Source organism: Mesorhizobium sp. M9A.F.Ca.ET.002.03.1.2, from assembly GCF_003952365.1.
Lineage (GTDB): Bacteria > Pseudomonadota > Alphaproteobacteria > Rhizobiales > Rhizobiaceae > Mesorhizobium.
Genome location: NZ_CP034443.1, coordinates 5,471,138 through 5,483,421, shown reverse-complemented (window position 1 = coordinate 5,483,421; position 12,284 = coordinate 5,471,138). Strand labels below are relative to the sequence as shown.

The following is a 12,284-nucleotide window of genomic DNA, read 5'->3' as shown; positions in this document are numbered from 1 at the left end:
CCGGAGAAAGTTGCGGTGGGGTAGGAACGCAATGCCGGGTTGCCCCATGGACCGCGGCGGAGCGCATCAGTCGAAGGAGTATCGTCTTGGCTGTCGTCATCACCTCCCTCATCCTTTTTCTCATCGGCCTGGCGCTCGGCGGCGGCGGCATCTGGTTAGCTTCGCTGGGCGGCAGCTGGTACTATGCCATTGCCGGTATCGCCTTCCTTGTCGCGGCCTGGCTGCTCTACAGGCGCAAGTCGATGGCGCTGTGGTCCTATGCGGCGATCGTCATCGGCACGCTTTGCTGGGCGGTCTGGGAGGCCGGCTTCGACTGGTGGGAACTCGGCCCGCGCGGCGGCATCATCGTGCTGCTGGCGCTCTGGCTGCTGACGCCGTGGGCGCGTCGTGGGCTCACCGGCCCGGACGGCCGAGCGCCGCTCATCCTCGCGGTGCTGGCATCGATCGGCGTTGCCGGCTATTCGATGACGGCCGATCCAAAGGATATTGCCGGACAACTCAACGCCGACGAGATCACGCCGACCGCCGATCTCGGCGGCAATGTGCCTCCCGGCGAATGGCACTATTACGGCCGCACGGAATACGGCCAGCGCTATTCGCCGCTCGACCAGATCACATCAGGCAACGTCGCCAATTTGCAGCCGGCCTGGACCTACCGCACCGGCGACGTGAAGGGGCCCGACGACGTCGGCGAGACGACCTATCAGGTGACGCCGCTGAAGGTCGCCGATACGCTCTACATCTGCACGCCGCATAATTTCGCCATCGCCATCGACGCCGCGACCGGCGAGGAGAAGTGGCGCTACGATCCCCAGGTCAAGCTGGACAAGGATCGCCAGCACCAGACCTGCCGCGGCGTGTCCTATTACGCGGACGCCAGCATCGCCGCCGGCCAGCCCTGTGCCGCGCGCGTCTATCTGCCGACATCCGACGCGCGGCTGATCGCGCTCGATGCCGCGAACGGGCAGGTTTGCCCCGCATTCGCTGAGGGCGGCACGCTGAACCTGCTCGCCAATATGCCCTATCCGAAGTCGGGCTATTACTATTCGACCTCGGCGCCGCTGATCGTTGGCGGCAAGATCATCGTCGGCGGCGCGGTCAACGACAATTATTCGACAGAGGAGCCGTCCGGCGTCATCCGCGCCTTCGACGTCGACACCGGCGCCTTGGTGTGGAACTGGGATTCGGGCAATCCGGACCAGACGACGCCACTGCCACCGGGCCAGACCTATACCCACAACTCGCCCAACATGTGGTCGACGGCGAGTGCCGACGAGAAGCTCGGCCTGCTCTACGTGCCGCTCGGCAACCAGACGCCGGACCAGCTCGGCGCCGGGCGCAGCGCCAATGTCGAGAAATTCTCCTCCTCAATCACCGCGCTCGATCTCAACACCGGACAATTGCGCTGGGTGCGGCAGACCGTGCATCACGATCTGTGGGACATGGACGTGCCGGCGCAGCCGACGCTGGTCGACATCACCACGCCAAGCGGCGTGGTGCCGGCGCTGGTCGGACCGACCAAGCAGGGTGATCTCTATGTGCTCGACCGGCGCAGCGGCGAGCCGATCGTCCCGGTCAACGAAGTGCCGGCGCCGGGCGGCGCGATCGAGGGCGACCACACATCGCCAACGCAGCCGGAGTCGGATCTCTCCTTCAATCCAAAGCCGCTGACCGGCGCCGACATGTGGGGCATCACCATGTTCGACCAGCTGGCCTGCCGGATCGAACTCCAGGGCCTCCGCTACGAGGGCCGCTATACGCCGCCTTCGGTTCAGGGCTCGCTGATCTATCCCGGCAATTTCGGCACCTTCAACTGGGGTGGCGTGGCCGTCGACCCGGTGCGGCAGGTGATGTTCGGCATGCCGACCTATCTGGCGTTCATCTCCAGGTTGGTCCCGCGCGCGGAGGTGCCGCCGCCGGGCGACACCAAAGGCAGCGAACAGGGCCTAAACCGCAACGACGGTGCGCCTTACGCGGTGATATTGAAGCCGTTCCTGTCGCCGCTCGGCATTCCCTGCCAGGCGCCGCCCTGGGGCTATGTGGCGGGCGCCGATCTCAGGACCGGCAAGATCGTCTACAAGCACAGGAACGGCACCGTCTACGACATGACACCGCTGCCGCTGCCGTTCAAGGTAGGCGTGCCGGGCATCGGTGGGCCGATGATCACGGCCGGCGGCGTCGCTTTCCTGGGCGCTGCCGTCGACGATTACCTTCGCGCCTACGATCTGACGACCGGCAGGCAGCTCTGGCGGACGCGGCTGCCTGCAGGCGGTCAGTCGACGCCGATGACCTATACTGTCGCCGACGGGCGCCAGTTCGTGGTCATTGTCGCCGGTGGCCATGGCTCTGTCGGCACCAAGCCGGGCGATTATGTGATGGCCTATACGCTGCCGAAGTAGGGCATCTTGTCTTTATGCATGTCGTTCGCTGCATGCCGGGGCCTCACTCTTCCGTGACTGGACCATGCGGGCCTCGACCCTATGTTGCGCGGCGGGGGTGTTTCCCCAAAGCCGAGGAGAGCGCCATGACAAAACCGATCCCTGCCAGCCCGGCCGCCACGAGACCCGCCATTACGAGACCTGCCATTACTCAGGCGATGATCGACGCCTATGACGAATACACGCATCTGACGCTCGACCGGCGGCGCTTCATGGAACAGTTGACCAGGCTTGCCGGATCAGGTGCTGCGGCCGCCGCGATCGCACCGCTGCTGGCGGCGAATTCCGCCCGGGCGGCGATCGTTGCCGAGGACGATTCACGCGTGACGGGCGAGGACATCAGCTATCCCGGCAGCGGTGGCGAGATGAAGGGCTATCTGGTCAAGCCGGCCGGCCAGTCCGGCAAGCTCGGCACCGTCATCGTCGTGCACGAGAACCGGGGGCTCAACCCGCACATACGCGATGTGGCGCGGCGCGTGGCGCTGGAAGGGTTCGTGGCGCTTGCCCCGGACTTCCTGTCGCCGCTCGGCGGCACGCCGGCCGACGAGGACAAGGCACGTGACCAGTTTTCCAAGCTCGATCCGGCGCAGACCGTTGCCAATGCGGTCGCAACGGTCGCTTTTCTCAAAGGCTACGAGGATGGCAACGGCAAGGTCGGCGCGGTCGGCTTCTGCTGGGGCGGCGGCACGGTGAACACGCTGGCTGCCAACGCGCCGGACCTGGCCGCCGCTGTCGCCTATTACGGCATGCAACCGAAGGCCGAGGATGTGCCGAAGATCAAGGCGGCGCTGCTGCTGCACTATGCCGGGCTCGACACCCGCATCAATGCCGGTATCGACGCCTTCAAAAAGGAACTCGATGCGGCCAAGATCGAGTACACGGTCTATGTCTATGAAGGTGCCAATCATGCCTTCAATAATGACACGTCCGCGGCCCGCTACGACAAGAACGCCGCGGATCTCGCCTGGGGCCGGACGAGCGTCTTCCTCAGGCAGAAACTGGCCTGATCAGTCATTCACCGGTCTGTGGCACCGGTCTGTGGCGCGGGTTTGTGGAAAGCGACGCCGGCCACCACCAGCGCGATGCCGAGGCAATCGGTAGGGCTGGGTATCTGGCGGAGCACAATGACGCCGATCAGGGTGGCGGTGACCGGCAGCAGCGACAGCATCAGCGCGAAGCTTGATCGCGGCAGCCGCGACATGGCAAGCTGGTCGCAGATGTAGGGGATGACCGACGAGCAGATGCCGACGCCGATGGCGGCGATGAGCAGCGGCGGCGCCGAGAAAGCCGGCAGCGCATCGGTGAAGCCGATCGGCAGCACGATGAGGAAGGCGACCGCCATGGCGGCGCCCAGGCCGGCGATGCCGTCGCCGGCGCCGGCGCGGGCGACGCGATGGCCAAGCACGATGTAGCCAACGAACAGCGCGCCGTTGAGGAAGGCCCAGAACAGGCCGATCGGGTCGCTTGACCATTTGACATCGATCAGCAGCAAGGTGCCGATGACGGCGACGGCAAGGGCTGCGAGATTGCGCGGGCTTCTGACGCCGACAAGCGCGACGCCGATGGTGCCGACGAATTCGATCGCCGCGACCAACGAAATCGGCAGACGGTCGAGCGCCAGGTAGAAGGAGCAATTCATCACGCCGAGGCAGGCGCCAAAGGCGAGCAGCAGCAGCCGTGTCGGCCGGTCGGCGCGAGCGAAGACCGTCCAGGGCCGGGTCAGCGGCGCGAAGGCAAGGGCGGCCGTGACGATGCGCAGCCAGGCCATGCCGAGCACGCCGACATGCGGGAAAAGCAGCACCGCGAAAGCCGGGCCGAGATAATGGAACACGGCGCTGACACCGAACCAGACATGCGGCGGCAGCGAAGTCGCCAGCTTGCCAAAGGCAGGGCCGGCGAGGGCAGGGATTGCAGCGGGTGCTTGTGTTCGATCTTCCATGCAGTCATTATCGCAGGCGATCTTGCCGGTTTACATGGATGATAATCAGCAAGAGAGGTAGTTCTCTTCCCGAAAGCAAGGAGTTTTCGTTGAAACGCCTTCGAAACGAAAATACCGATCTGGATGCGGCTGATCTGAAAATCCTGCGCCTGCTGGAAAAGGATGCGCGCACCAGCACCGCCGAACTGGCGCGCTCGGTCGGCCTGTCGGCACCGAGCGTGGCCGAGCGCATCCGGCGGCTGCAGGAGAGTGGCGTGATCGAGGCCTATACGGTGCGGATCAACCCGGCCGCGCTCGGCATGAAGCTGTCGGCATGGCTGCGGATCAGGCCGGTGCCGGGGCAATTGGCCGTTGTGGCCGAGATCATCCGCGACTTGCCGGAAATCGCGCAATGCGACCGGGTGACCGGCGAGGACTGTTTCATCGCGCTGGCGCATGTCGGCTCGGTGGCCGAACTCGAACGGGTGATCGACCGGATCATTCCCTATGCGATGACCAACACCGCGATCATCCAGTCGTCACCGGTGGTGGCGCGTTCGCCGCTGGAGGCGGTGAAGCGGCTGCCTTAATGTTCAAGAGAGAGGCGATTATTCGTGAGTGAGTTGGCAACAGCGGTTGCACCGGAGCAGAGCCAGAAGCCGCAAGACGACGCTCACGCTCGTACAGCCGTGTGAAGGGCGCGCAGAGGAAAGTCCGAATCAACGGAAGCTAGGTCATTCACCAGCATAATGGCAGCTTCGGCTTCTGCATCAGGTACTTCGGCAGCCATAGCAGCCAACCAAACCACGCGACCTGGCACTTGGGCGGCCCAGCGTGATGCACCAGACAAACCCTTCATATTGTCCTCGTGGGCGATCAACGGCCGATCGTCGCAATCGCCGTCAAGGGATGTTCGCGCCATATCACACAGCGTTGCCAAGTCACGGGCGATACTCGCGAGGTCCGCTCGCAAGGCCGCTGCCTCTTCAAGCAACGCTAGGCAGGCGTGCAGAAAAGCAAGGAGAGTCTCATGCCCGCCATCTGGTGCGGCGACGCGGCGGCGAAGCGCGGCCAGAACGACTGTCAACTTGCCAATGCTGCGTTTGCTGGAATGTCTGCGCCGGAAGAAGTCAAGTCTATTGGCGATTGCCGCCGCCCATATCGGCAATCCTGCTTCGATTTCAGATAGCGAGCCCTTCGCCATCCGCATCTCCATTGCGATCCGCCAGCAATCCATATCGGCAGGGATTATACAATGCAATTCAACGACTCTATAACCGTCGCGGGAACGCGTTGGCGCGATGGCGAGTAGGTGCCGGCAAGCGGATGAGGCAGCGCGGCCGGGAACTATTTTACAATGGCGGCGCTAGGCATGCCCGCGCTTCGAACGCGCCTGCTTCAGGATGGCACGCCAGCGGATCATGGCGAAAGGGATCGGCTCGTTGTTGTTGGCGATGTGAAAAATCTCGTTGTTGAGGTTCTTCAGCGAGCGCCAGAAATCATAGTCGCTGATGCGTGGATCGGCCGCCAGCCTGTCCGCCTCGACCTTGATGTCGGTTTTCATGCACGTTCCCCGAACCGCTTCAGCTCCGCCCCCCGTATCAATCCGATGCGGAGGGTTTTCCAACGCCGCGCTGAGTCGTTCAACGCCTCAATTCGGCTTGTTCACGTTAAAAACTCGGTAAGGTTAACGGCGGCCGGTTCGCGGTTCAAGCCGTCTTGAGGGCGAATGCCCGTCGCTCAACCGCGCATAGTGGCTTTGAGGCAACAACATGAGTGAAAACAAGGACTTATTACCGCAAGTCTCCTTCAAACGCGGCGCGCCTTGATGCCGATCGAACGGCCGGCGCGCTCGGGCATCGGCAGCGCCGCGTGGGCGGCGCGGATGGCTTCCACCTTGGTTAGGACATCGGCCGGGAAGGGTGCCACTTTCGGGCCGGACATGTCGACATGCAGCGAGAGCGATTCGGACGTGGCGGCGAGCCAGCCGTCGATGTGGCGGATTTCCTGGTAGGCCCTGAGACGCTTGTCATCATGGTCGAGGAGCTGGAAGGAGACGGCGACCTTGTGGTCGAGATGCAGTTCCTGGACGTAGCAGACATGGACTTCCGCCGTGTAGATGGTCAGCCGCCGCTGCTTCACATAATCCAGCCCCATCCCCATCATTTCGAAGGCTTCGTCGGAGCAGCGGTCGAACAGCACGTTATAATAGGCCATGTTGAGATGACCGTTGTAGTCGATCCAGCCCTTCTCGATGTCCATGGCGCGAGAGACGAAAGGGGCAGGGATGGGCATCAAAAAACTTCCTTCTGGCTGGACAGATCGTGGTTGACGAGACTACGCATCCATAAATCCATAACAAGGGTGGGCACTGGTCCATTCGCGGAGGAATCGATGGCTCTGAGCGACCTCAATCCGGTCGAACGCAACGAAGAAGGGATCGCCGCGGTGCTCGGCATCCTCAAGCAGCGGCTCGGCGAGCGGTTCCAGACCGGCGAGGCGATCCGCGCCCAGCACGCGCATACGACCACCTACATCCCGACCCAGGCGCCGGACGGCGTCGCCTTCCCCGAGACGACGGCCGAGGTGCAGGAGATCGTGCGTGCTTGCGCTGCGCACCGCGTGCCGGTGATCGCCTTCGGCGTCGGCTCCTCGCTGGAAGGCCATACCAACGCACCTGGCGGCGGCATCTCCGTCGATACCTCGCGAATGAACCGCATCATCGAGGTCAATCCGCAGGATCTTGACTGCACCGTAGAGCCCGGCGTCACGCGCGAGGATCTCAACCGGCATCTGCGCGACACCGGCCTGTTTTTTCCGATCGATCCGGGCGCCAATGCGTCGCTCGGCGGCATGGCGGCAACGCGGGCGTCGGGCACCAATGCGGTGCGCTACGGCACGATGCGCGAGAATGTGTTGTCGCTGACGGCGGTGATGGCCGACGGCGAGACAGTGACGACCGGCAAGCGTGCAAAAAAGAGCTCGGCCGGCTACGATCTGACGCGGCTCCTGATCGGCTCCGAAGGCACGCTCGGCATCATCACCTCGCTGACCCTGAAGCTGCAGGGCATTCCGCAAGCGATTTCCGGCGGCGTCTGCCCGTTTCCCAGCGTCGAGGCGGCCTGCAATGCGGTGATCGCAACGATCCAGATGGGCATTCCGGTGGCCCGCATCGAACTGGTCAACGCGCTGCAGATGCGGGCGATGAAGAGCTATTCGAAGCTCGACTATCCGGAGAGCCCATGCCTGTTCGTCGAATTCCATGGCAGCGATGCCGGCGTTGCCGAACAGGCCGAGACCTTCGGCGCGATCGCGGAGGAGTATAGCGGCGGACCGTTCCTGTGGACCAGCGTCGCCGAGGAGCGGACGAAGCTGTGGAAGGCCAGGCACGACGCCTATTGGTCGTCGCTGACGCTCAGGCCCGGCGCCAAGGGCCTGTCGACCGACGTCTGCGTGCCGATCTCGCGCTTTGCCGAATGCGTCACCGAGACAGAGGCCGACATCGCCGAGATGGGGTTGATCGCGCCGATCGTCGGCCATGCCGGTGACGGCAATTTCCATGTGCTGGTGCTGATGGACGCGGACGATCCGAAGGAAGTCGCGCTGACGGAAGAATTCGTGGCGCGGCTGAACATGCGGGCGATCGGCATGGATGGAACCTGCACCGGCGAGCACGGCATCGGGCAGGGCAAGGTCGGTTTCCTGCGCCATGAACTCGGCCATGGCGTCGACATTATGCGCACGATCAAGCAGGCGCTCGACCCGCTTGATATCATGAACCCTGGGAAGATATTGCCCGCCGACTAGAGCCGCTTTGCTCTTGGGGCCTTTGGCAATGGAATTGCCTCTTTATCGACACGCGGATGCGGGTAGAGTGCGGCTGATTTCAATCGATTGCTCGGGAGCTGATGCTCGCACGCCTGTTCGTGATCTTCGGTGGCCTTTTCGTGCTGGTGCTGTGCGCGGCGCTGGTGGTGCCGTATTTTATCGACTGGACGGGCTACCGTGCTGATTTCGAGCGCGAGGCGAGCGCGATTCTCGGCCGCAAGGTCACCGTTCAGGGCGATGCGACGGCGAGGCTGCTGCCGTTTCCGTCGGTGACCTTCTCGAACGTCACCGTCGCCGGCGGCCCCGGCGGCCAGCCGGCAATGACCGTCGAGACCTTTTCGATGGATGCCGAACTGGCGCCCTTCCTGAGTGGCGAGGTGCTGATCTTCGATATGCGGCTGGTGCGGCCGAAGGCGACGATCGACGTTGCCGCCGATGGTACGGTGGACTGGGCGATACGCCCGTCCTCGCCCTTCGATCCCGGCCAGATCTCGATCGAGAAGCTGACGGTGACGGACGGAGAGATCGCGCTGCGCCATGCAGCCGGCGGGCGCAGCCATCTCCTTTCAGAGATCAATTCAACGATCTCCGCCAGATCGCTGGCCGGACCTTGGCGGATGGATGGTTCGCTGCGGCTCGACGGCCTGCGCAGCACGGTCGTCGCCTCCACCGGCAAGGCCGGTGGCGACGGCCAGATGCGGGTTCGGCTCAAGGCCGGTCCGGACGCCTATCCGCTGGTCATCGAGGCCGACGGCAATGCCGGTATCGTCAACGGTGCCGCGACCTATTCGGGCCAGTTCAAGGTCGCAGGCTCCGACAAGAATGACGCCGACAAGGGCTCGGCGCAGCCTGACGGCACCGACGGCGGGACGACGAAGGCCAACGCGGGCAGGCCGGAGCCGGGGTTCAGGCTGAACGGCAAGTTCTCGCTCGACCACCGGAAGCTTGGCGTCGACGAATTCCGCTTCGAGACCGGGCCGCTCGACAATCCCTACACCGCCGACGGCAAGGCTGCCGTCGACCTTGGGCCGAACCCACGCTTTTCGATCGAGGCCGATGGCGCGCAGGTGCAGTTCGATGAAGCCGTCGGCGCCGCGACCGGATTGACGCTGTCCGAGCGTGTCACGGCGCTGGAGCAGGCACTGCACGATCTGCCCAAGCCGACCATACCGGGCACCGTCGAGGTGAGGCTGCCGGCGGTGTTGGCCGGCGACACAACGGTTCGCGATGTGCGCCTTTCCGCCGAGCCGGCCGATGGCGGCTGGTCGGTGAAGTCGCTGGCCGCGACGCTCCCCGGCCGCACCAGGCTCGAAGCAAACGGCATGCTCAGCGTCGAGGATCATTTCGGCTTCACCGGTTCGCTGCTTCTGGCCGTGGGGCAGCCTTCCGGCTTTGCCGCCTGGTTGTCGAAGGATGTCGACGAGGCGATCCGCCGGCTGCCGGCCGCCGGCTTCAAGGCCGAGGTCGAGCTGAGCGAAAAGCGCCAGGCCTTCAGCGACCTCGAGCTCGTTCTCGGCAAGGCGAGATTTTCCGGCCGTATCGATTCCAGCCAGCCCGACGACGCCAGGCCGTCGGTGCTGATGCGGCTCGAAGGGGGCGAACTCGATGTCGACGGCCTCGCCGCCTTCGCCTCGATCTTCATCAGCGACAAGGGCTCCAACCGTTTTTCCGACCGCGACCTCGATTTCCAGATCAGGGCCGGGCCGGTCAATGCCGGCGGGTTGACCGCCGATACGGTCGATACGGCGCTTCGACTGCGCGACGGTCTGCTCGAAATCGACCGGCTCTCGGTTGGCGGGCTTGCCGGCGCCTCGATCAGCGCCACCGGCCGGATCAAGGATTTCCCAGTGAGCCCGACCGGCAAGCTCGATGCCTCCGTCGTCGCCGTCGACCTCAAGCCATTGGTGGACGTAGCGGCGCGGCACTATCCGGACAATGCCGTGCTGAAGGGACTGGCGGCACGCACGGCGGCCTATCCTGAGCTGTTCCAGGATGCGCGCATCGATCTGGTGACGAGTGCCGCCGCCAATGGCGACGGCACGACAGGGCTTGCGGTCAGCGCGCAAGGCAAGGCCGGCGGCTCGGCGTTTTCGGCGTCGCTGTCGGGCAAAGGGGTGGGCGATCGGCTTCTCGAGGCGCCAGTGGCGCTGACCTTCAACGCCAGGAATGCCGACGCCACCGCGCTTCTGGCGCTTTACGGCCTGCCGGCGCTGCCGCTTGGCATGCTTGGCGAGGCGACCACCGATGTCTCGGCGAAAGGCACGCTTGGCGGCGGCATGGCGACCAGCTTCAATCTAGCCGGCGACGACTTCAAGGCCGGCTTCGACGGGACGGTCGCCGGTACGCCACAAGGCCCCACCGCCAAGGGCAAGATAAGCCTGGAGGCCGCCGACATCGAACCGTGGCTGATGACGACAGGCGTCGGTCTGCCGGGCATGGGGACGGGCATGTCGACATGGCTTACGGCCGACGCCGACTTCGGCAGCGGCCTTCTGGTGCTGTCCGGCCTTAGCGGCGCCATCAACGAGGCGGCGGTTTCCGGTGACGTCAATGTCGACGTCAAGGACGGGCTGCCGCATCTTGCCGGCGCGCTGGCGCTCGATGAACTGGATCTCGACCCGATGGCGGTGACGCTGTTGGGCGACCAGGCCTTGCTGGGCACCGGCGGAGCCTGGCCGAACGCCCCATTCAGCCAGAAATCCAGCCTGACGTTCACCGCCGACCTCGACCTGACCGCAGCATCGCTGGCCGTCGGCCCGCTCGCAACGGCCTATGACGCGGCGCTGGCGCTGGCGCTCGACCAGGAAGGCATCCGCGTTTCGGACCTCAAGGCAAAGTTCTCCGGCGGCGCGCTTTCCGGGCTGTTCGAGCTGAAGAACAATGATGGCACCGGACTTTTCTCCGGTCAGATGAAACTTGCCGGCGCCGATCTGGCGACCGTGCTGCCACAGGCCGGCATCAGCGGCAGCGGCGATTTCTCGGCGGCGCTTTCGACCAGCGGCAAATCGGTCGACGCGATGGTTGCGGCGCTGTCCGGTTCCGGCACGGCGGCGCTGAAGGGCTTGACCATTGCCGGCGTCAATCCAGACGCCTTTGGCGCCTTCATCGCCAAGGCCGATGCGATCGGGCGCGATGTCGATGCAGAAAAGACAGCCGTTTTCGCGCCGCAGATCGCCGCGGACGGCAGGTTTCCGGCTGGGGATACCGACATCGCCTTCACAATTGCCGGCGGCATGCTGAGGGCGCCGCCGGTCAATCTTGAAAATCCGGCGGCGGCGCTGTCCGCCGACATCACGGCGGACCTGAACGCCAGCACGGTCGCCACCAGTGGTTCGATCACGTATCGGCCCGGCGACGAAGCGCTGGTCGGCTCCGACCCGACTGTGAATTTCAGCGTCGGCGGGCCGTTCGGCGCTTTGAGACGGCAATTCGACAGCGAGCCGCTGGCGCAATTCCTGACCCAGCGCGCGTTGGAAAAGGAGCAGCAGCGGGTCGAGGCCATGCAGGCGGCACTGCTTGAAAAACAGCGGCTGCGGCGCGAGGTGCGTTACTACGCGGCCCTGCAAGCCGAGCGTGACAGGGCAGCCGAGGAATTGCGCAAGCAGCAGGAAGCGGCGCGGCTGCAAGCCGAGGCGGATGCCAGGGCGAAGGCAGAAGCCGAGGCAAGGGCTCAAGCCGAGGCAAAGGCTCGGGCTGAAGCAGAGGCGAAGGCTCGGGCCGAGGCAGAGGCGAAGGCCAGGGCGGATGCGCAGGCGAGGGCTGAAGCCGAGGCCAAAGCCAAGGCCGAGGCGGACGCAAAGGCCAAAGCGGATGCCGAAGCGAAGGCCGAGGCGGCGCGAAAGGTGGCCGACGAGGCGGCGAAGGCCGAGGAACAGCAACGCCAGAGGGCGGAAGAGGCGATGCGGATCGCTGCGGAGGAAAAGGCGAAGCTCGACGCCGAACGCAGGGCCGCCGCGGCGCGGGCGCGGAAAGTGGAGCGCGCGCCTCAGCCGCCGGCAAATGACAATCCGCCGCCAGCAGAATCCGGGCCAAAGCTTGAACCCTCGTCGATCGACAATCTGCTGAAGTCGCTGGGCGGCGGATAGCTCGATCTAGAGTCT

General features: G+C 64.8%; 9 protein-coding genes. 5 read left to right on the top strand and 4 right to left on the bottom strand.

Annotated features, from left to right (window positions below; translation table 11 throughout):
- Positions 1-86 precede the first annotated feature (86 nt).
- Together EJ066_RS26605 and EJ066_RS26600 are read left to right on the top strand one after the other, a co-directional pair.
- On the top strand, positions 87-2,399 hold the full coding sequence (locus tag EJ066_RS26605; protein ID WP_126042911.1) for a glucose/quinate/shikimate family membrane-bound PQQ-dependent dehydrogenase: 2,313 nt from the start codon (positions 87-89) through the stop codon (positions 2,397-2,399).
- A gap of 125 nt (positions 2,400-2,524) precedes the next feature.
- Positions 2,525-3,445: a dienelactone hydrolase family protein gene (locus EJ066_RS26600; protein ID WP_126042910.1), complete on the top strand. Its 921-nt coding sequence runs from the start codon at positions 2,525-2,527 to the stop codon at positions 3,443-3,445.
- Positions 3,446-3,453: 8 nt separating this feature from the next.
- Here the strand turns inward: EJ066_RS26600 and EJ066_RS26595 are convergent, their stop codons facing one another.
- A complete protein-coding gene (locus EJ066_RS26595) occupies positions 3,454-4,377 on the bottom strand; it encodes a DMT family transporter (protein WP_126042909.1) in 924 nt (307 codons plus the stop codon).
- Between the two features lie 89 nt (positions 4,378-4,466).
- Between EJ066_RS26595 and EJ066_RS26590 the strand changes: the two genes are divergently transcribed.
- Positions 4,467-4,946: an Lrp/AsnC family transcriptional regulator gene (locus tag EJ066_RS26590; RefSeq protein WP_126042908.1), complete on the top strand. Its 480-nt coding sequence runs from the start codon at positions 4,467-4,469 to the stop codon at positions 4,944-4,946.
- Between the two features lie 83 nt (positions 4,947-5,029).
- On the opposite strand, the gene EJ066_RS26585 is transcribed toward EJ066_RS26590, so the two are convergent.
- The 3 genes from EJ066_RS26585 to EJ066_RS26575 form a co-directional block, all read right to left on the bottom strand.
- On the bottom strand, positions 5,030-5,560 hold the full coding sequence (locus tag EJ066_RS26585; RefSeq protein WP_126042907.1) for a hypothetical protein: 531 nt from the start codon (positions 5,558-5,560) through the stop codon (positions 5,030-5,032).
- 162 nt (positions 5,561-5,722) lie between these two features.
- Positions 5,723-5,920: a hypothetical protein gene (locus tag EJ066_RS26580; RefSeq protein WP_008876617.1), complete on the bottom strand. Its 198-nt coding sequence runs from the start codon at positions 5,918-5,920 to the stop codon at positions 5,723-5,725.
- A 245-nt stretch (positions 5,921-6,165) separates the two neighbouring features.
- Positions 6,166-6,651, bottom strand: coding sequence for a thioesterase family protein (locus EJ066_RS26575; RefSeq protein ID WP_126042906.1), 486 nt, complete (start codon positions 6,649-6,651; stop codon positions 6,166-6,168).
- A gap of 99 nt (positions 6,652-6,750) precedes the next feature.
- On the opposite strand from EJ066_RS26575, the gene EJ066_RS26570 reads away from it, so the two are divergent.
- On the top strand, positions 6,751-8,163 hold the full coding sequence (locus tag EJ066_RS26570) for an FAD-linked oxidase C-terminal domain-containing protein (RefSeq protein WP_126042905.1): 1,413 nt from the start codon (positions 6,751-6,753) through the stop codon (positions 8,161-8,163).
- A 101-nt stretch (positions 8,164-8,264) separates the two neighbouring features.
- Entirely contained in the window at positions 8,265-12,269 is a 4,005-nt protein-coding gene (locus tag EJ066_RS26565; RefSeq protein WP_126042904.1) for an AsmA-like C-terminal region-containing protein, read from the top strand.
- Positions 12,270-12,284: the final 15 nt, after the last annotated feature.

Coding starts and splice junctions, on each gene's coding strand:
- EJ066_RS26600 (WP_126042910.1), top strand. CDS start 2,525: ATGACAAAACCGATCCCTGCCAGCCCGGCCGCCACGAGACCCGCCATT.
- EJ066_RS26595 (WP_126042909.1), bottom strand. CDS start 4,377: ATGGAAGATCGAACACAAGCACCCGCTGCAATCCCTGCCCTCGCCGGC.
- EJ066_RS26585 (WP_126042907.1), bottom strand. CDS start 5,560: ATGGCGAAGGGCTCGCTATCTGAAATCGAAGCAGGATTGCCGATATGG.
- EJ066_RS26580 (WP_008876617.1), bottom strand. CDS start 5,920: ATGAAAACCGACATCAAGGTCGAGGCGGACAGGCTGGCGGCCGATCCA.
- EJ066_RS26575 (WP_126042906.1), bottom strand. CDS start 6,651: ATGCCCATCCCTGCCCCTTTCGTCTCTCGCGCCATGGACATCGAGAAG.
- EJ066_RS26570 (WP_126042905.1), top strand. CDS start 6,751: ATGGCTCTGAGCGACCTCAATCCGGTCGAACGCAACGAAGAAGGGATC.
- EJ066_RS26565 (WP_126042904.1), top strand. CDS start 8,265: ATGCTCGCACGCCTGTTCGTGATCTTCGGTGGCCTTTTCGTGCTGGTG.